This window comes from Nocardia sp. NPDC004168 (assembly GCF_040610355.1).
GTDB lineage: Bacteria > Actinomycetota > Actinomycetes > Mycobacteriales > Mycobacteriaceae > Nocardia > Nocardia sichangensis.
In genome coordinates, this window is sequence record NZ_JBEXME010000028.1 from 62,056 (window position 1) to 80,161 (window position 18,106).

At 69.6% G+C, this 18,106-nt stretch carries 16 protein-coding genes; 9 read left to right on the forward strand and 7 right to left on the reverse strand.

Translation table 11 applies throughout. The features are described 5' to 3' along the window. The first annotated feature begins 22 nt into the window (after nucleotides 1–22). Together ileS and ABZW96_RS31645 are read left to right on the forward strand one after the other, a co-directional pair. Nucleotides 23–3,157, forward strand: coding sequence for an isoleucine--tRNA ligase (ileS, locus tag ABZW96_RS31640; RefSeq protein ID WP_355079661.1), 3,135 nt, complete (start codon nucleotides 23–25; stop codon nucleotides 3,155–3,157). Between the two features lie 549 nt (nucleotides 3,158–3,706). Continuing rightward, a complete protein-coding gene (locus ABZW96_RS31645; protein WP_355079663.1) occupies nucleotides 3,707–4,252 on the forward strand; it encodes an NlpC/P60 family protein in 546 nt (181 codons plus the stop codon). A 227-nt stretch (nucleotides 4,253–4,479) separates the two neighbouring features. Here the strand turns inward: ABZW96_RS31645 and ABZW96_RS31650 are convergent, their stop codons facing one another. Then, on the reverse strand, nucleotides 4,480–5,367 hold the full coding sequence (locus ABZW96_RS31650; RefSeq protein WP_355079665.1) for a UTP--glucose-1-phosphate uridylyltransferase: 888 nt from the start codon (nucleotides 5,365–5,367) through the stop codon (nucleotides 4,480–4,482). A 352-nt stretch (nucleotides 5,368–5,719) separates the two neighbouring features. Between ABZW96_RS31650 and ABZW96_RS31655 the strand changes: the two genes are divergently transcribed. Together ABZW96_RS31655 and ABZW96_RS31660 are read left to right on the forward strand one after the other, a co-directional pair. Continuing rightward, nucleotides 5,720–7,096 (forward strand): DNA polymerase IV, encoded by a 1,377-nt coding sequence (locus ABZW96_RS31655; protein ID WP_355079703.1) that lies wholly within the window; start codon nucleotides 5,720–5,722, stop codon nucleotides 7,094–7,096. A gap of 194 nt (nucleotides 7,097–7,290) precedes the next feature. Then, nucleotides 7,291–7,791, forward strand: coding sequence for a hypothetical protein (locus ABZW96_RS31660; RefSeq protein ID WP_355079667.1), 501 nt, complete (start codon nucleotides 7,291–7,293; stop codon nucleotides 7,789–7,791). A gap of 88 nt (nucleotides 7,792–7,879) precedes the next feature. Here ABZW96_RS31660 and ABZW96_RS31665 read toward each other — a convergent pair whose 3' ends face one another. Both ABZW96_RS31665 and rarD read right to left on the reverse strand, forming a co-directional pair. After that, on the reverse strand, nucleotides 7,880–8,386 hold the full coding sequence (locus ABZW96_RS31665; protein WP_355079669.1) for a PaaI family thioesterase: 507 nt from the start codon (nucleotides 8,384–8,386) through the stop codon (nucleotides 7,880–7,882). A 98-nt stretch (nucleotides 8,387–8,484) separates the two neighbouring features. Then, complete coding sequence (rarD, locus tag ABZW96_RS31670) at nucleotides 8,485–9,426, reverse strand: EamA family transporter RarD (RefSeq protein WP_355079671.1); 942 nt, start codon at nucleotides 9,424–9,426, stop codon at nucleotides 8,485–8,487. 35 nt (nucleotides 9,427–9,461) lie between these two features. Here rarD and ABZW96_RS31675 point away from each other — a divergent pair, with 35 nt between their 5' ends. Both ABZW96_RS31675 and ABZW96_RS31680 read left to right on the forward strand, forming a co-directional pair. Continuing rightward, the gene (locus ABZW96_RS31675) at nucleotides 9,462–11,885 is read left to right on the forward strand and encodes an HAD-IC family P-type ATPase (protein WP_355079673.1); all 2,424 of its coding nucleotides are present in this window, start codon (nucleotides 9,462–9,464) and stop codon (nucleotides 11,883–11,885) included. 81 nt (nucleotides 11,886–11,966) lie between these two features. Continuing rightward, on the forward strand, nucleotides 11,967–12,785 hold the full coding sequence (locus tag ABZW96_RS31680; RefSeq protein ID WP_355079675.1) for a PhzF family phenazine biosynthesis protein: 819 nt from the start codon (nucleotides 11,967–11,969) through the stop codon (nucleotides 12,783–12,785). A gap of 10 nt (nucleotides 12,786–12,795) precedes the next feature. Here ABZW96_RS31680 and ABZW96_RS31685 read toward each other — a convergent pair whose 3' ends face one another. Genes ABZW96_RS31685 through lspA form a run of 3 tightly spaced genes read right to left on the reverse strand, consistent with a single transcriptional unit; the run spans nucleotide 12,796 to nucleotide 14,970 of the window. Beyond that, complete coding sequence (locus tag ABZW96_RS31685) at nucleotides 12,796–13,461, reverse strand: hypothetical protein (protein ID WP_355079677.1); 666 nt, start codon at nucleotides 13,459–13,461, stop codon at nucleotides 12,796–12,798. After that, nucleotides 13,454–14,380 (reverse strand): RluA family pseudouridine synthase, encoded by a 927-nt coding sequence (locus ABZW96_RS31690; protein WP_355079679.1) that lies wholly within the window; start codon nucleotides 14,378–14,380, stop codon nucleotides 13,454–13,456. Before ABZW96_RS31690 ends, ABZW96_RS31685 begins: the two co-directional genes overlap by 8 nt. Beyond that, nucleotides 14,377–14,970 carry a signal peptidase II gene (gene lspA, locus ABZW96_RS31695; protein ID WP_355079705.1) on the reverse strand — a complete coding sequence of 198 codons (594 nt, stop codon included), beginning with the start codon at nucleotides 14,968–14,970 and terminating at the stop codon, nucleotides 14,377–14,379. Before lspA ends, ABZW96_RS31690 begins: the two co-directional genes overlap by 4 nt. 138 nt (nucleotides 14,971–15,108) lie before the next feature. Here lspA and ABZW96_RS31700 point away from each other — a divergent pair, with 138 nt between their 5' ends. The 3 genes from ABZW96_RS31700 to ABZW96_RS31710 all read left to right on the forward strand — a co-directional run bounded on the left by ABZW96_RS31700 (nucleotide 15,109) and on the right by ABZW96_RS31710 (nucleotide 17,341). Beyond that, nucleotides 15,109–16,074 (forward strand): hypothetical protein, encoded by a 966-nt coding sequence (locus ABZW96_RS31700; RefSeq protein ID WP_355079681.1) that lies wholly within the window; start codon nucleotides 15,109–15,111, stop codon nucleotides 16,072–16,074. Further along, nucleotides 16,071–16,790, forward strand: coding sequence for a hypothetical protein (locus ABZW96_RS31705; RefSeq protein ID WP_355079707.1), 720 nt, complete (start codon nucleotides 16,071–16,073; stop codon nucleotides 16,788–16,790). Before ABZW96_RS31700 ends, ABZW96_RS31705 begins: the two co-directional genes overlap by 4 nt. 83 nt (nucleotides 16,791–16,873) lie before the next feature. Continuing rightward, nucleotides 16,874–17,341 carry a VOC family protein gene (locus tag ABZW96_RS31710; RefSeq protein WP_355079683.1) on the forward strand — a complete coding sequence of 156 codons (468 nt, stop codon included), beginning with the start codon at nucleotides 16,874–16,876 and terminating at the stop codon, nucleotides 17,339–17,341. Between the two features lie 15 nt (nucleotides 17,342–17,356). Here the strand turns inward: ABZW96_RS31710 and ABZW96_RS31715 are convergent, their stop codons facing one another. Continuing rightward, a complete protein-coding gene (locus ABZW96_RS31715) occupies nucleotides 17,357–17,809 on the reverse strand; it encodes a Rieske (2Fe-2S) protein (protein WP_355079685.1) in 453 nt (150 codons plus the stop codon). Between the last annotated feature and the right edge of the window lie 297 nt (nucleotides 17,810–18,106).

Below are 18,106 nucleotides of genomic sequence, written 5' to 3' on the forward strand. Positions count from 1 at the left end.
GGCACGAGGAGACGTATCCGCAATGGCGGACCAGACTTCCAGCAACAGCGCGTACCCGCGCGTCGACCTGAGCGTCGGCAGCGGGGCGTCGTTCCCCGAGATGGAGCGCCGCGTGCTCGACGCGTGGGCGGCCGCCGACACCTTCCGCGCGAGCATCGAAAACCGTTCCGGCGCAGCCGAATTCGTCTTCTATGACGGGCCGCCCTTTGCCAACGGTCTGCCGCATTACGGACATTTGCTCACCGGATACGTCAAAGACCTCGTCCCGCGTTTCCAGACGATGCGCGGCAAGCGGGTCGACCGGCGATTCGGCTGGGACTGTCACGGATTGCCCGCGGAAATCGAAGCCGAAAAGCAGCTCGGTATCACGGACAAATCACAGATCGACGCGATGGGGCTCGCGGAATTCAACGCGGCCTGTAAAACATCGGTGCTGCGCTACACCGGGGAATGGCGCGACTACGTGACGCGCCAGGCTCGCTGGGTCGACTTCGACAACGACTACAAGACGCTGGACACCGACTTCATGGAGTCGGTGATGTGGGCGTTCAAATCGCTGTACGACAAAGGGCTGATCTATCAGGGCTTCCGGGTGCTGCCCTACAGCTGGTACGAGCAGACGCCGTTGTCGAATCAGGAAACCCGCCTCGACGACGCCTACAAGATGCGCCAGGACCCGGCGGTCACCGTCGACATGGCGTTGCGCGTGCCCGCGGAGCATCCGCTGCACGAACTCGACGGCGCCAACGCGCTGATCTGGACCACGACGCCGTGGACGCTGCCGTCCAACTTGGCGATAGCGGTGCATCCCGACGTTCGCTACGTGCACCTGCGCGCGGCCGACGGCAAACGCTATGTGCTCGCGGCCGAACGGGTTTCGCACTACGCGCGGGAGTTCGGCGCGGAGCCGGAGGTGCTCGCCGAGTTCGATGGCGCCGCGCTGGCGGATCTGTCCTACGCGCCGCCGTTCGACTTCTTCCTCGGTCATCCCCACGCCCACCGCGTGCTCACCGCCGACTACGTGACCACCGACTCCGGCACCGGCATAGTGCATCTCGCACCCGCCTTCGGTGAGGAGGACATGGACGTCGCCTCCGCGCACGGCATCGAGCTGGTGCAGCCGCTGGACCCGGGCGGCAGGTTCACCTCGATGGTTCCGCCGTACGAGGGCCTGATGGTGTTCGACGCGAATCCGGTGATCATCAAGGACCTCAAGGCCGCGGGAAAGCTGTTGCGGCACGAGACGATCGAGCACTCCTACCCGCACAGCTGGCGCTCCGGACAGCCGCTGATCTACATGGCCGTGCCGTCCTGGTTCGTGGCGGTCACCAAGTTTCGCGATCGCATGGTGGAGCTGAACAAACAGATCACCTGGGTGCCCGAGCACATCCGCGACGGCCAGTTCGGCAAGTGGCTGGAAGGCGCGCGCGACTGGAACATCAGCCGCAATCGATACTGGGGCAGCCCGATCCCCGTGTGGGTGTCCGACGATCCGGCCTACCCGCGCGTCGACGTGTACGGCTCGCTGGACGAGCTGGAGCGCGACTTCGGGGTGCGCCCGGCCGATCTGCACCGCCCGATGATCGACGAGCTCACCCGGCCGAATCCCGATGACCCGACGGGCCGCTCGACCATGCGCCGGGTGCCGGAGGTGCTGGACTGCTGGTTCGAGTCCGGCTCGATGCCGTATGCCCAGGTGCACTATCCGTTCGAGAACAAAGAGTGGTTCGACAGCCACTTCCCGGGCGATTTCATCGTCGAGTACAACGGCCAGACCCGCGGCTGGTTCTACACGCTGCACGTGCTGGCGACGGCTCTGTTCGACAGCCCGGCGTTCAAGACCGTCGCAGCGCACGGCATCGTGCTCGGCGACGACGGCCTGAAGATGAGCAAGTCCAAGGGCAATTACCCGGACGTCAACGAGGTGTTCGACCGGGACGGCTCGGACGCGATGCGCTGGTTCCTGATGAGTTCGCCGATCCTGCGCGGCGGCAATCTCATCGTCACCGAGCGCGGCATCCGTGAGGGCGTGAGTCACGCGCTGCGACCGCTGTGGAACGCGTGGACGTTCCTGCAGCTGTACGCGTCGAAGCCCGGTGTGTGGCGCACGGATTCGCCGCACGTGCTGGATCGATACATCCTGGCGAAGCTGGCGCGCACCAGGGACGTGATCACCGAGGCGCTGGAGACCTACGACATCGCGGGCGCCTGCGATGAGCTGCGCTCCTTCGCCGACGCGCTGACCAACTGGTACGTGCGGCGCTCCCGCTCGCGGTTCTGGAGCGAGGACCGCGACGCGGTGGACACCCTGCACACGGTGCTCGAGGTGGTCACCCGGCTGGCCGCGCCGCTGCTGCCGCTGATCACCGAGGTGATCTGGCGCGGGTTGACCGGCGGTGACTCGGTGCACCTGGCCGACTGGCCGAAGGAGGGCGAGCTGCCGGACGATCCGGAGCTGGTCGCCGCCATGGACGAGGTGCGCCTGGTGTGCTCGACGGTGCTGAGCCTGCGCAAGGCGCAGAACCTGCGGGTGCGGCTGCCGCTGGCCGAGGTCACCATCGCCGCGGCCGACGCCGAGCGGCTGGCGCCGTTCGCCGACATCGTCGCCGACGAGGTCAACGTCAAGAAGGTCGATCTGACCACCGACGTGGACGCGCACGGCCGGTTCGAGCTGGTGGTCAACGCCCGCGCCGCGGGGCCGCGGCTGGGCAAGGACGTGCAGGCGGTGATCAAGGCGGTGAAGGCCGGTGACTGGGCCGAGGACGCCGACGGCACGGTCCGGGCGGCCGGCATCGCCCTGCTGCCGGAGGAGTACACCCAGCGTCTCGTGGCGGCCGAGCCCGAGTCGACCGCGGCGCTGCCCGGGAACGCGGGTCTCGTGGTGCTGAATTCGGTGGTCACCGAGGAGCTGGAGGCCGAGGGCTGGGCGCGGGACCTGATCCGCGACCTTCAGGAGACCAGGAAGTCCGCCGGGCTGGACGTCTCCGACCGCATCACCGTGGTCCTGGACGTTCCGGCGGACCGGGCCGCGTGGGCCGAGACGCACCGTGACCTGATCGCGGGGGAGATCCTCGCCACCACGCTGACCTTCGGCGACGCCGGAGCGGAGGCCGCCGATCTGGTCGGCGGAGTGCGGGCGCAGATCGCCAAGGCCTGAGCGCCGGGTTTCGAGCCGGGGCGGGACCGAAAGGTCCCGCCCCGGTTGCTGTTCGAGCGGTCTTGGTGCCGTTTGTTCCGAGCCGATCGGTGGCAGCGATCCGAGCCTGCCGGAATCGGTCCGCTCGATGTTCTCGGCGGGGCCGGACAGGTCTTGGCGCGGTCTGTTCGGTCGCCGATGCCCCGGGTCGCTCACCTGGCGGCCGCGTACCGCACGCGACCGACCGGCAACACGATGGCAGGGTTTTCCGATCTCAAACCTGGCATTCACGGCGCAGTCTAGTGATCTAGATCACATGCTGAGAATTTGCTGATTCCCGACAATTCGCCGATATCCCAGGCACAATCTGCGGTGTCGCTGCTGTTACCCAGGTGATCTCCGGGGCGGCAGTTTCTCTTTTCAGTGTGTCCTACTTGGAATTTGGCCGTGCTGGGAATGTGACCGGCGCGGGTGGCCGCGGCTCCGTATCGGAGGCCGCTGCTGATGCCATGTATTAGCCAGGCTGCCGATCGGCGGCCAGTCAACCGCGCCCATGGAAGGGGCGAGCACGTGCCGAGAAAATCGTTGCACCGCATCGCACTCGGATTCCTGCTCTCGATCATCACGATCCTCCTGTTCGCCGGACCCGCCTGGGCCGACACCGGCAGCGCCTCCGGCAGCGGGCCGGGCAGCGCGTCGTTCGGCTCGGCGGGTAGCGGCAGTTCCTCGTCCGGCAGCGCCAGCGGCTCGGCCGACCTGCCGATACCCAGTGTGTTCGGCGTCGGCGCGCTGGCCGCGGCGACGACGCAGATCGGCAAGCCGTACGAATGGGGTGGGACAGGCCCCGACAGCTGGGACTGCTCGGGCCTCGTGCAGTGGGCGTACCGTCAGGTCGGCGTGAGTCTTCCGCGGACCACTTGGCAGCAGGCGAAGGTGGGCGCGCCCGTCCCGCGGGGCTCGCTGTCGCTCGGCGACGTGATCGTGCTGAACAGCGATGGCTCGCACGTCGGTATCTATGCCGGAAACGGCCGGGTGCTCAACGCGTACGGTCAGGGCGTGCCGGTCGGCTTCACTCCGCTGGACGAATTCGACATCTACGCCATCCGTCGCTTCTGAGCGCGGCTACTCCGGCGCTGAAACGGCCCCGACCCGCGAATTCGGGTCGGGGCCGTGGCGAATCGGCCGCGGACGTCACATGCACCCCAGCCCGCCGGTAGGAACCGAATGGGCGGCGTGGACCGGGACCGGTGCGCCGACACCGGAAGCCGCCCTCGTCACCCTCCGGTGTCAGGCGCGCCGCCGCATTCCGGTGTGCGGGAGCCGCGATACGGCCCGGACGTGCGCTAGTCGCCGAGCCCGTCGGCGAGGGTGCGCAGCAGCGGTCCGTACTGCTGATGGGCCAGCGCCGAGGCGAATTGCGCCACCAAATAGTCGGCCGGGTTGCCGGTGTCGTACCACCGGCCGCGGATCACCTGGCCGAAGACCGGACTGTTCGCCGCGTGCACGTTGATCGCGTCGGTGAGGTACACCTCGCCGGTGCGGTGTTCGTACCACTCTTCGGTCTGCCTGCGCAGCTCATCGATGATGCCGGGGGTGACGACATAGCCGCCGATCGCGGCGAAGGACGACGGCGCGTCCTTCGGCTTCGGCTTCTCGCGCAGGCCGGTGATGCGCAGCAGGCCGTTGCCGTGGTCGTCGGCGACCACCGGCACGCCGTAGCGCTGCGACTCGGCGGGATCCATCGGCATCAGCGCGAGGACGGGGGCTCCGGTGGCCTCGTAGGCGTCGATGAGCTGCTGAGCTCGGGGCACCTCGGCGACGAACACGTCGTCCGGCCACAGCACCAGCATGGGCTCGTCGCCGAGGTTGCGGGCGGCGTTGAGCACCGGGGTGCCGTTGCCGTACGGCCCGTGCTGGTCGAGGTAGGTGATGTGGCCGAGCCGGGACAGCTCGCCGACCTCCTCGACGGCATCGGCGAACGCGGTCTTGCCGTCCGCGCGCAGCTGGGCGACCAGCGCGGGATTGGGTCGGAAATGGTCCTGGATCAGTGATTTTCCGCTGCTGACCACGATGGTGATGTCGGTGATGCCCGAAGCGACCAGCTCGCGGACCGTGTGCTCGATCACCGGCTTGTCGCCGACCGGCAGCATCTCCTTGGGGATGGCCTTGGTCAGCGGAAGCAGCCGGGAGCCGATACCGGCGGCCGGGATGACGGCCTTGCGGATATTCATGGGTCCGATCATCACATATCGGACCGTGGGTCAGGCCCCGTCCCCACGGCACGTCGGCGGTTATTTCGAGACCGCCCGGTACTTGTTCCGGCACGGAAAGGCGCAGATCAAAGCCGTCGCGACCGGGCCGGACGGTCCCCGGGGCGCGAGACGGAGGCGGCCCCGATACCGGCAGGTAACCGGCAGCTAGCGCACAGCCACCTGACAGCGTCACCGCCTGCTCCGCACTGTCGGTGGACGGGCGTACATTGCAGCCGTGCGTACCGAGAAGCCGAGCGTCGAGTGCCCGGTCGCGCCCTCGACCGGGGTCGGGACCACCCGCGCCGAAAGCTCGGTGGGTCGGCGGGCACCGGTGCTCGCCGACGCGGACAGCGCCGCTCGGCGCTGGGTTCTGCACATCGACATGGACGCGTTCTTCGCCTCGGTCGAGCAGCTGACCCGGCCGACGCTGCGGGGCAGGCCGGTGCTGGTCGGCGGGACCGGCGGGCGCGGCGTCGTCGCCGGAGCCAGTTACGAGGCGCGCGTGTTCGGCGCCCGGTCGGCGATGCCGATGCATCAGGCGCGCCGGTTGGTCGGCGTCACGGCGGTGGTGGTGCCGCCGCGCGGCGCCGTCTACGGCGTGGTCAGCGGGCAGGTCTTCGACGCGTTGCGCAGCCGGATCCCGGTGCTGGAGACGCTGTCGTTCGACGAGGCGTTCGGCGAACCGGCCGAGCTGGCCGGCGCGACGGTCGCCCAGGTGCACGCGTTCTGCGCGGACTTGCGCGCGGTGGTGCGGGAACGGACCGGGTTGACCGCCTCGGTGGGCGCGGGCACCGGAAAGCAGCTGGCCAAGATCGCCTCCGGCTTGGCCAAACCCGATGGGATCCGGGTGATCTCGCCGGTCGAGCAGCCGCGACTGCTGGCAGGTCTGCCGGTGCGCAAGCTGTGGGGGATCGGCCCGGTCGCGGAGAGCCGGTTGCGCTCGTTGGGCATCGAGACCGTGGGCGCCTTCGCCGCGCTGCCGGAGTCGGAGGCGATGTCGATTCTCGGCGGCAGCGTCGGCGCCGCGCTGCACCGACTGGCGCGCGGCATCGATGACCGTCCGGTCGCCGAACGCACCGAGGCGAAGCAGATCAGCGCCGAGACAACCTACGAAACCGACATCGTCAGCCTGGAGCAACTGCGTCCGGCCATCGAGGACATGGCTGTCGCGGCGCACCGGCGCCTGACCGGTGACGGGCGCGCCGCGCGCACGGTGGTGCTCAAATTGAAGAAGTCGGATATGAGCATCGTCACCCGCTCCTACACCCTGCCCTACGCCACCGAGGATTTGGCCACTCTCGCCGCCGCCGCGCAGCGTTCGGCGCTCGACCCGCGGGAGCTGGGCCCGATCCGCCTCGTCGGCGTCGGCTACGGCGGCCTGTCGACCGTCCGTCAGGAATCGCTGTTCCCCGAACTGGATCGCGGCCCGGTCCCCGAGATCGCCGCGGTCGAAACGGAATCCGAACCGGCGCACGCCCCCGAGCTCGGCGATGCCGCGCACACCGCGCCGGTCCTACCGGTCGCCCTCTGGCGTCCCGGCATGGACGTATCGCATCCCGAGCACGGTCACGGCTGGGTGCAGGGCGCCGGGCTCGGCGTGGTGACCGTCCGCTTCGAAACCCGTTCCACCGGTCCGGGTCCCGCGCGCACCTTCGCCGCCGACGATGCCGCCCTCACCCGTGCCGATCCGCTGGGCAGTCTGCTCTGACGGCCGGGGCCCGAGGCTCGACATCGCCGGGCCGGACGCGTACGTTCGCTGCCGACGACCATCGCCGGTCCGATGTGGATCCGGGTGCCGCCACCCGGGGCCGGTAGCCTGGGACCTCGTGCAGCGCCGCCGGTTCGGGGGCGGCTGCCATGGTGGAACACGACACGGACCTCTCGAACGCAAAGGACGAGCAGTTGAAGCTTCGTAAGACTGGACGCATCGCGATCGCCGGACTGGCCATCGTCGCCGCGCTTGGCCTGACCGCCTGTGGTGGCGACGACAAGGACAGCAAGCCCGCCGCCAAGACGTCGACCAGCGCCAAGGCGTCGGCGACCGCGAGCGCGAACCTGCCGCCGGTCCCGACCCCCGCGGAGCTGAACACCGCCCTGGCCCGTGCGCTCGACCCGTCGGTGCCCGCCTCCGAGAAGCTGGACAACGTCCAGGGCGCCGAGGCCGATCCGACGCTGCCGGACCGCCTGTCGCAGGCCGCGGCAGGCGCCGACGTGAAGATCGTGGTCACCGACGTCACCTCCTTCGGCGACAGCGTGAACGCGAAGGCCAAGTTCATCCTCAACGGCCAGGAGAACATCGTCGACGTGCCGTTCGTCGCCGACAACGGCAAGTGGAAGATCCAGAAGACCTGGGCCTGCACCATGCTGACCAACCTCGGTCAGCAGTCGGCGGCCTGCAGCTGAGTTCACCCGACGGGCCGGTCGTCGCGCTTCGCGGCGCCCGGCCCGTCGTCGCGTGAAATGCTCTGCCGCATTTTGTAGTACGCGCAGGTCAGAGCATGCGCAGAATCGCGTACATCGAGGTGGCGTGCGCGTACAGTTCGCCGTCTTCGGCGCCGACCAGGCGGGCCTCGGCGCTGGCCGTGGTGGTGCCGACGTGGATCGCGGTGCCCTCGCAGCGCAGCGTGCGCGTGTCGCTGCGCACGGCACGATGGATGTCTATGCCGATCTTGACCGAGGTGGAGCGCGTGCCGCCGGCCAACTGTGTCAGTACCGCCGAGCCGAGGGCCGCTTCGAGCACCGTCGCCACGAAGCCGCCGTACACCCCGCCCGCCGGGTCGAGCAGTTGGTCACCCGGCTCGCCCTCGAAAACCACGGTCCCATCGCCGACCTGGGCCAGCCGGAAACCCAGCGCGCTCAGAATCGGTGCGCCCGGGAATCGTCCGTCGAGCGTTCCCTGCAAGATCTCCCGTCCGGTCATACCGAGCGGGTCGGGTGTCTTCTCAGCCGGTGGCCGCCCCGCGTCGGTGCGGGCGCGAAGGGGTCTGGGCGCGGTCATACATCGACGCTACGGAGAAGGCGAAGCCCGCAGAAGTGTCGGATCCGACACCTTCGCGACCAATTCCGACGAACTCGAGTCGCCGGAAAGCGGGAAGCTCACGGTGTGGACCGTGTTTCGCTCGCGTGGGAGCCGGATTCGCTGGTGACAGGGCGCGATGTGCGCCGCGCGCGACGGGTTCGTAGCAGGGCGTCGGTGGTGAATATCACCAGCGCCGCCCAGATGAGGGCGAAACCGGCCCAACGGGAGGCGGGCATCGGCTCGTGCGCGACCGCGACGCCCCAGGCCATCTGGAGTGCGGGGGTGAGGTATTGCAGCAGGCCCATGGTGGACAACGCGACGCGCTGGGCCGCGACGGCGAACAGCAGTAGCGGAACCAGGGTGACCGGTCCGGTGGCCACCATCAGGGCGGTATGCGCGGGGGCGGAGGCGAATTCGCTGTGCCCGGCGAGCGCGAGCGCGATCGCGAACGCCAGCGCGAAGGGTGCGGCGACGACGCCCTCGGCGGCGATGCCGCGCAGCGCGTCCAGCGGGATCACCTTCTTCACCAAGCCGTAGGTGGCGAAAGAGCAGGCCAGGGCCAAGGCGATGATCGGTGGTCTGCCGTAGTCGACCGTGAGCACGGCCACCGCGGCCGCGCCGAGCCCGAGGGCGGCCCATTGGGCGCCGGTCAGCCGCTCACGAAAGAGCACCACGCCGAACGCGACGGTGACCAGAGGGTTGATGAAATACCCGAGCGCGCACTCCACGACGTGGCCCGAGGTGACCCCATAGACGTACACGCCCCAGTTGAGCGCGATCGCGGCGGAGGCCACGGCCGCCAGCCGCCAGACTCGGCCGTCGATGCCGCGCAGTTCGCGGATCCGGCCGCTGACGGCGAGCACCGCGAGCACGACCACCAGCGTCCAGACGATCCGCTGCGCCACCACTTCACCCGGACTGGCGAACGCCAGCAGCCCGAAGAACGCGGGGAAAAGTCCCCACAAGAAGTACGCGCTCGCTCCGAACGCTACACCGGGGATGGACCTGCTTCGCCGCACGATGACGAACGTAGTTGTCCCGTAGCCTTGCGGTCATGTCGATTACCGTGCAGGCATCGGGCGCGACCGGGCTCACCGCGACCGAGGTCGAGCAACGTCGTCACGACGGACTGACCAACGACGTCCCGGATCGCGCGAGCCGATCGGTTCGCGACATCGTGCGCGCGAACGTCTTCACCAGGATCAACGCCATCCTCGGCGTCCTGTTCGTGCTGGTGCTGGCCACCGGATCGATCATCGACGGCATGTTCGGCCTGCTGATCGTCGCCAACAGCGCGGTCGGCATCATCCAGGAGATCCGCGCCAAGCGCACCCTGGACCAGCTGGCCATCGTCAGCCAGGCCAAGCCGACCGTCCGCCGGGACGGCAGGGCCGTCGAGATCGCGCCGCGCGAGGTGGTGCTCGACGACGTGATCGAGCTCGGTCCCGGCGACCAGATCGTGGTGGACGGCACGGTAGAGGAGTCCGCGCAGCTCGAGGTGGACGAGTCGTTGCTCACCGGCGAGGCGGACTCGATCGAGAAGGCGGTCGGCGCCACGGTGATGTCGGGTAGTTATGTGGTGTCCGGGTCCGGCGCCTACCGCGCCACCAAGGTCGGCCGGGACGCCTACGCGGCGCGGCTGGCCGAGGAGGCGAGCAAGTTCACGCTGGTGCACTCCGAACTGCGCAGCGGTATCGACAAGATCCTGAAGTTCATCACCTACCTGCTGATTCCCGCCGGACTGCTGAGCATCTACAACCAGCTGGTCTCCAGCAAGGAGTCGTGGCGGCCCGCGCTCACCGGCATGGTGGCCGCGCTGGTGCCGATGGTGCCCGAGGGGCTGGTGCTGATGACGTCGATCGCGTTCGCGGTCGGCGTGGTGCGGCTGGGCAGGCGCCAGTGCCTGGTGCAGGAGTTGCCCGCGATCGAGGGGCTGGCCCGCGTCGACGTGGTCTGCGCGGACAAGACCGGCACGCTGACCGAGAACGGCATGCGGCTGTCGGACCTGAAGACGCTGGACACCTTCGACGACACCGAGGTACGCACCGCGCTGGCCGCGCTCGCGGCCGACGACCCGCGCCCGAACGCGAGCGTGCAGGCGATCGCCGAGGCTCTGCCGGACGGTCCCGGCTGGCAGCGCACCGCCGTCGCGCCGTTCTCCTCCGCCAAGAAGTGGAGCGGTTGCTCCTACGGCGAGCACGGCGACTGGCTGCTCGGCGCGCCGGACGTGCTGCTCGACCCGGGATCCGCGGACGCGCGGGTCGCGGAGGAACTCGGCGCATCCGGCCTACGCGTGCTGTTGCTGGCGCGCGGCGACCGTCCGGTGGACGCCGCGGACGCCCCGGGGGGCGTGCGGCCCGCCGCCTTGGTCGTGCTGGAGCAGAAGGTCCGGCCCGATGCGCGCGACACACTCGATTACTTCGCCAGCCAGAGCGTCTCGATCAAGGTCATCTCCGGCGACAACGCGGTGTCGGTCGGCGCGGTGGCCTCCTCGCTCGATCTGCCGGGCGGTGACCACCCGATCGACGCGCGGGAGTTGCCGGAGGACGGCGACGAATTGGCCGCCGTGCTGGACGGCAACACCACCTTCGGCCGGGTACGTCCGGATCAGAAGCGCGCCATGGTGTCGGCGTTGCAGTCGCGCGGGCACACGGTGGCCATGACCGGCGACGGTGTGAACGACGTGCTCGCCTTGAAGGATTCGGACATCGGCGTGGCGATGGGCTCGGGCAGTCCGGCGACCAGGGCGGTGGCGCAGATCGTGCTGCTGGACAACAAGTTCGCCACGCTGCCGTACGTGGTCGGCGAGGGACGCCGGGTGATCGGCAACATCGAGCGGGTCTCGAATCTGTTCCTCACCAAGACCGTGTATTCCGTGCTGCTCGCCTTCCTGGTCGGCATGGCCGGCATCGGCTCGCAGATCTTCGACTACGAGCCCATCGGCTACCCGTTCCTGCCGCGCCACGTCACGATCGCGGCCTGGTTCACCATCGGCATTCCGGCGTTCATCCTTTCGCTCGCGCCCAACAACGAGCGTGCCCGCACGGGTTTCGTGGGGCGCGTCATGCGGTTGGCCATCCCGTCGGGCGTGGTGATCGGCGCGGCCACCTTCGTCTCGTACCTGATCGCCTACGCCGGGCCGCACGCCACCGAGGAGCAGAAGGTGCAGGCGGGCACCACGGCGCTCATCACATTGATCATGATCGCGGTGTGGGTGCTCGCCATCGTCGCGCGGCCGTACGTGTGGTGGAAGGTGATGCTGATCGCGGTGTCGGTGGCGGCGTACGTGTTCCTGTTCACCGTTCCGTTCACCCGCGAGTTCTTCAAACTCGACCCCTCCAACCTCGCGCTCACCGGTGCGGCGGTGGTCTGCGGCGTGGTCGGGATCGTGCTCGTCGAGGCGGCCTGGTGGGTGAGCGCGGCGCTGCGCGGCGAGAAGCCGCAACTGCTGCCCAGCTCGCCCGGCGGAGCCGACTGACAGACTGGACGCCTGACTCGCCGCGCCACGAGAAGCCTTGTGCGAAGCGGCCATTCAGACTTGGAGTACCTTCTGGAGATTATGGAGGTACTGCTGCACCAGATCGACGCGTTCGCCGACGCACCGTTCTCGGGCAACCCGGCCGCGGTGATGCCGCTCCCGTCGTGGCTGCCGGATGCGTTGCTGCAACAGCTGGCCGAGGAGAACAACCTCGCCGAGACCGCGTTCTATACCTCACGGTTACCTCCAGAGGCGGGCGTGCCGCCGGGCGAGTGGCCCGCCTTCCACCTCCGGTGGTTCACCCCGAGGGTGGAGGTCGCGCTCTGCGGGCACGCCACTCTCGCCAGCGCCGCGCAGATCCTGGCCGACATGCACCCCGGTGAGGACCGGGTGAGCTTCTACACGCGCAGCGGCTGGCTGCACGTCGACCGCACCGACGACGACGAGTTCGTCCTCGACCTGCCTGCCGTGCCGAGCATTCCGGTGCAGCCCGATCCGGCGCTCGTCGCGGCGCTCGGTGTGCGCCCGGTGGGCGCGTATTCCGGCACCGACGAGGTGATCGTCGTGGCGACCGAACAGGAGGTGCGCGATGCCGCGCCCGTGCTGGCGGCGTTCCCCGCGCTGCCGCGCGCCGCGATCGTCACCGCGCCCGGCGATTCGGTCGACTTCGTCTCCCGGGTCTTCGCCCCGGCCGTGGGCGTCCCGGAGGACCCGGTGACCGGGTCCGCGCACGCGCAGCTGGTTCCGCTGTGGAGCGAGCGGCTCGGCCGCACCGAACTGCACGCCAGGCAGCTGTCCCGCCGCGGCGGAAGCTTGCGCTGCGAACTGACCGGCGACCGCGTGCTGTTGTTCGGACGGTGCCGCCGCTACCTCGACGGCGTCGTCACCCTGCCGGACTAGCTCCGGCCGCTCACGGCTCCGGAACCGGTCCGTCGTCGGGGCCGGGCGCGACGACGTCGCGGTAGTCGGGCAGCAGCGGGGCCACCGCGAAGCTTCCCGCCACCGCGTCGGCGGGCAAAGCCTGGACCGCGCGGACATCGTTGTGCCCGGACAGGTTTCGCAGTCGCGCCGGGGTGTCACGCACGACGAGCCCGACGACACAGCCGCAGCCGCTCCGCAGTCGCGCGGCCGAGAACGCGACCACGCGGGCGGAGCGGTCATCGACGGGGCGGGGAAGCAGCCAGGCCGCGTACGACGCCGAATCCGCCGCCGCCTGAACGCCTTCCGGTACCGGCACGGCCACCAGCGGCGTCTGCACGCCGGGCGCGGGCACCCGGTAGAGCACCTGCGCGATCCGCAATCCGCCGCTGTGCTGCGGAATCTCGCCGGGCGCCAAGGGTTCGGCGAACGACACCAGCGCCCAGCGCGGTTCGTCGCCGCCCGTGTCCAGCGAGTCACGAGACCGGGCGAGGTAGTCCGCGACCTGCTCACCCTGGTCGGGCCCGAGCCGGTCGGTGGACACCGGGGCGCGGTACGGCGGTTGCAGCGCGCCGAGCGCGAAGACGAGTGCGATCAGCGCGACGGCCGCCGCGCCGAGCAAGATCCCGCGCCAGGGCGGCACCCGGCGGTCAGGCATCGCGCAGGACGTCCAGCGCGTGCTTCAGGTCGTCCGGGTATTCGCTGGTGATCTCCAGGTAGCGGCCGTCGGCGGGGTGCTGGAACCCCAGCGACCGAGCGTGCAGCCACTGCCGTTGCAGCCCGAGACGCTCGGCCAGGCGCGGGTCGGCGCCGTAGGTGAGATCACCGCAGCACGGGTGGCGGATCGCGGAGAAATGCACGCGGATCTGATGGGTGCGGCCGGTCTCCAGGTGGATGTCGAGGAGGCTGGCCGAATGGAACGCCTCGACCGTGTCGTAGTGCGTGACGCTGGGACGGCCGTCTGCGGTGACGGCGAACTTCCAGTCGTTGCCGCGGGCCCGCCCGATCGGGGCGTCGATGGTGCCGCTGCTGGGGTCCGGATGCCCCTGCACCAGGGCGTGATACCGCTTGTCGACGGTGCGCTGCTTGAACGCGCGCTTCAGCACCGTGTACGCGTGCTCGGACTGTGCGACCACCATCACGCCGGAGGTGCCGACGTCCAGGCGGTGCACGATGCCCTGCCGCTCGTGGGCGCCGGAGGTGGAGATGCGGTATCCGGCGGCGGCGAGTCCGCCGACGACGGTCGGGCCGCTCCAGCCGACGCCGGTGTGCGCGGCCACGCCGACCGGCTTGTCGACCGCGACGATGTCGTCGTCGGCGTAGAGGATCTTCATGCCTTCCACCGGTTCGGCCTCGATGGTCAGCTCCCGCTTCGGCTCCGGGAAGATCACCTCCAGCCAGGCTCCCGCGGTGAGCCGGTCGGATTTGCCCGCGGCGACGCCGTCGAGCTGCACCGAACCCTCCTCGGCCAGCGTGGCCACCGCGGTGCGGGACAGGCCGAGCAGACGGGACAGGCCCGCGTCGACGCGCATGCCGTCGAGCCCGTCGGGGACGGGCATGGTCCTGGTCTCCCTCATGCCGCGCTGCCCTCGCTCGCGCCGGTCTTGCCGTGGCCCACCCGGGTGCCGTTCGGTTCGAAGCCGAACACGGTGAGCACGACCAGCAGGATCGCGCCGCACACGATGGCCGAGTCCGCGACGTTGAACACCGGCCACCAGCCGATCGCGACGAAATCCACCACGTGTCCCTGCAGCGGGCCGGGCGCGCGGAACAGCCGGTCGCCCAGATTGCCGACCGCGCCGCCGAGCACCATGCCCAGTCCGATCGCCCACCACAGCGAACGCAGGGTGCGGCCGATGCGCACCACGCCGATGACGACGGCGGCGGCGACCAGGGTCAGCAGCCAGGTCATGCCGGTGGCCATGGAGAACGCGGCGCCGGGATTGCGCACCAGGCTCAGGCGCGCGAAGTCGCCGATGATCGGTACCGGATCGCCCGGCGTCAGCTTCGCCACCGCGAGGGTCTTGGTGAGCAGATCCAGGCCGAGCACGACCGCGGCGAGGACGAGTAGCGTACGCAGCCGCTGCGGCGGAGCCGGCTCGGTCGTCGGGTCGGCGGTGTTCGCTGGGTTTTCCTCGGGCGGCCGGTCGTCACTCACACCGACCATCATCTCTCGAGCGGAATCGAGTCCGGTGCGCGCGTCCGATTGCCCCGGCCCGCGCCCGCGGCGTTCGCGTGCCACGCCGATCGGTTCGCGGTCGAATGTCCCAGCTGACACTCAGGAATCGGTCGTACCCTGTTGCTCGTGACGGTGTTGTCTTCCCCCCGCCCGGCCCGGAGCGCGAGCCTAGCCCGGAGCGCGCGCTCGGGTGTGCTGCTCATGGTGCTCGCGCTCGGGCTCTCGGCATTCGGGGTCGGTTGCGGCGACGGCGCCGAGTCGAGCGGTGAGGCCGACGGAACGGAGCCGCTCGGCATCGGCAAGGAAGTGACCGTGCCGATTCCGGCCGCGGTGACCACGGTCGAATCGGCCGGTGCCGAGCCCCGATCGATGCTGCGGCCGGAGTATCCGGCGGGCACCGTGCAGCGGGTCACGCTGTACACCGCCCATCACATCCAGCAGCAGATCGATGGGCAGCCCAAGCCCGACTTCTCCACCCCGGCGCTGACCATTCCCATGACCGCGGAGACCACCGTGGAGGGCATCGATCTCACCCTTGGCTCGGTCACCTCGCCCGATCCCACGCTGGCCAAAGCGCTCACCAAGATCGGCGGCTCGCACGCGGGCTTCGACCTCAGCGATCTGGGCGCGATCACCGCACTGCGGCTCGAGCCGGCGCCCGACGCGTCCAACACCGCGCGCGCCGCGCTGGAGCAGGCGTTCTACCAGGCCGTCTACCGTTCGATCGCGTTTCCCGACCAGCCCGTCGGCGAGGGCGCGGTCTGGACGGTGCGCCAGGAGGTCAGCGGCGGCGTCCTGCTCGACCAGGTGACCACCGCGACGCTGAGCAAACGCGACGGTGACCGGCTCACCATCGAGCTGCACGTCACCCAGAAGCCGAAGTCGCCGGTGTGGAACCTGCCGAACAACGCGGGCACGCTGGACATCGACGACTACGTCATGCAGGGAGCGGGCACCATCACGGTGGATCTCGGCTTGCCGCTGCCGGTGGCCGGGTCGATCACCGTCGGCGGGCACCAGGCCTACCGCGATCCGCACAGCGACAGCACGCTGCAGCAGGCGATCGAGACGCAGGTGTCGTGGACCGAATGATCCGTGCGTGCGGACTGCTGGCCGCGGTCGCGTCCCTCGTCGTCGCCACCGGATGCGGCTCGGGGGACCACGCCGCGCCAGGACAGCCCGAGCTTCCCGCGCTCGGACCCGTCGTGGCCGCGGCCCCGGTGACCACCGCCGCCGAGACCGATTCCGCTCGGCTGCGCGGGCTGTTGCTCGCCGACAGCGATCTGCCCGCCGGTTTCACCGCGCTCGCGGCGCCCGCCGACACCGGCGGAGGCGCTACCGGCGCCTCGCCGACGAATCCGGCCGAATGCGTGAAAGTGCTCGCGCCGCTCGGTGCGCAACGCTCCGGCGCGCTGGCACGGGCGTCCACGCAGTACACCGGGCCGAATTTCTCCAGCATCGATATAGACGCGGCCAGTTATCCACCGGAGGCGGTCGCGGCCGCTTTCTCGGAAGTGCAGGAAATCCTGCGTCGCTGCGCGCACTATGCCGGGGCCGACGGCTCCGACATTCCGATGGACTACCGCGTCGGCGGGCTCGTCCAGCCGCCCGCGGGCGATGCCTCCGCACCCTTCCAAGTGCGCACTACCAGTGACGACCTGACCCTCCGCTCGTCCGTCGCGATCGTTCAGGTGGGAAGCACGTTGGTGCAGGTCGCGGTGACCGCGCCGGAGGCGGTGGACCCGGGTGTGCTCAGCGCGCTGACCGCGGCCCAGGTGCGCAGGCTGCAGGGCGTCGCCGGACCGTGATTTCCCGCGATCCGGCCGAATCGCGCCTGTCGCCGGAATAGGCTCGGCATGATCCGACACAACGCCTCGACCGGAGGTTCCCCATGTCTGATGTCAAACCCGTTCCCGATGGATATCCGGTGGTGTCGCCCGGGCTCGCGGTCGACGGCGCCGCGGCGGCGATCGATTTCTACAAGAACATTTTCGGTGCGACCGAGCGTATGCGGATGCCCGGTCCGGACGGCAGAATCGCGCATTGTGAGCTGATGTTCGGCAATTCCGTCGTCATGCTCGGCGATTCGGCGCCCGATATGGACTTCCTCGACCCGAAGACGGTCGGCGGCACCCCCGTCAACCTGTATGTGTACGTCGAGGACGCCGACGCCGCTTTCGCCGCCGCGTTGTCCGCGGGAGCCAGGGAACTCACGCCCATGACCGATCAGTTCTACGGCGATCGCAGTGGCGCCTTCGAGGATCCGTGGGGACACCGATGGACGGTGGCCACCCACGTGGAGGATGTGCCGCCCGACGAGATGGACCGCCGGATGGCCGAGCGGTTCGGCGGTTCCTGATCCCGGCGGATCTGCTCATTCGGCGACGACCGAATCCCCGTTGACCCGGATGCCTTTCGGGGCGAGTGGTTTGCTCGCCGGGCCGTGGGCCACCGAGCCGTCCAGCGCGAACTTGCTGCCGTGGCAGGCACAGTTGATGGTGCCGCCGGACACCGTCGCGACCTTGCATCCCGCGTGCGTGCACACCGAGGAGAGCCCGACGAAGGTGCCCGCGCTGGGCTGGGTCACCACGGTGTCGCCCACGATCACGCCGCCGCCGACGGGAATGTCGGCCGTCTTGGCGAGCGCGTTCGCGGGACTGTTCCCATCGACGGGCCGGTCTGCCTGCGCGGCGGTGGCGTCATGCGGCGCGGGAGCGCCGTCGCCCTTGCCATAGGCGGTGCAGGCGGTGACCGCCGCCGCGGCGGCGACGCCCGCACCGGCGACGACCACACTGCGGCGGGTGCGGAGTTGTTCGTGGAATGTCATGTCGGTCGGATCTCCCTCGAAGGCGCGGCCGGCCTTGCGCCGGTTTCCGCTTCGCCTTGTTCACGGAGAGAATGATCAGGCGGTTCAATCGACGATCCGATTCGATTCGTATGACAGAGCGGCGGACCCGGACCCCCTCATCTGTTTGTGGCCGGGTCCGCCGTTCTTTGTGGTTACCCGCGGGCGATCGATTCGAACACCTTCGGGTCGACGAGGGTGGAGGTGTCGCCGAGTTCGCGTCCTTCGGCGACGTCGCGCAGGAGTCGGCGCATGATTTTGCCGCTGCGGGTTTTGGGG

What these genes read in the sequence shown, in the direction of transcription:
- ileS (WP_355079661.1), top strand. Translation starts at nt 23, where the DNA reads ATGGCGGACCAGACTTCCAGCAACAGCGCGTACCCGCGCGTCGACCTG.
- ABZW96_RS31650 (WP_355079665.1), bottom strand. Translation starts at nt 5,367, where the DNA reads ATGAATATCCGCAAGGCCGTCATCCCGGCCGCCGGTATCGGCTCCCGG.
- ABZW96_RS31665 (WP_355079669.1), bottom strand. Translation starts at nt 8,386, where the DNA reads ATGACCGCGCCCAGACCCCTTCGCGCCCGCACCGACGCGGGGCGGCCA.
- ABZW96_RS31675 (WP_355079673.1), top strand. Translation starts at nt 9,462, where the DNA reads ATGTCGATTACCGTGCAGGCATCGGGCGCGACCGGGCTCACCGCGACC.
- ABZW96_RS31680 (WP_355079675.1), top strand. Translation starts at nt 11,967, where the DNA reads ATGGAGGTACTGCTGCACCAGATCGACGCGTTCGCCGACGCACCGTTC.
- ABZW96_RS31685 (WP_355079677.1), bottom strand. Translation starts at nt 13,461, where the DNA reads ATGCCTGACCGCCGGGTGCCGCCCTGGCGCGGGATCTTGCTCGGCGCG.
- ABZW96_RS31690 (WP_355079679.1), bottom strand. Translation starts at nt 14,380, where the DNA reads ATGAGGGAGACCAGGACCATGCCCGTCCCCGACGGGCTCGACGGCATG.
- lspA (WP_355079705.1), bottom strand. Translation starts at nt 14,970, where the DNA reads ATGGTCGGTGTGAGTGACGACCGGCCGCCCGAGGAAAACCCAGCGAAC.
- ABZW96_RS31705 (WP_355079707.1), top strand. Translation starts at nt 16,071, where the DNA reads ATGATCCGTGCGTGCGGACTGCTGGCCGCGGTCGCGTCCCTCGTCGTC.
- ABZW96_RS31710 (WP_355079683.1), top strand. Translation starts at nt 16,874, where the DNA reads ATGTCTGATGTCAAACCCGTTCCCGATGGATATCCGGTGGTGTCGCCC.
- ABZW96_RS31715 (WP_355079685.1), bottom strand. Translation starts at nt 17,809, where the DNA reads ATGACATTCCACGAACAACTCCGCACCCGCCGCAGTGTGGTCGTCGCC.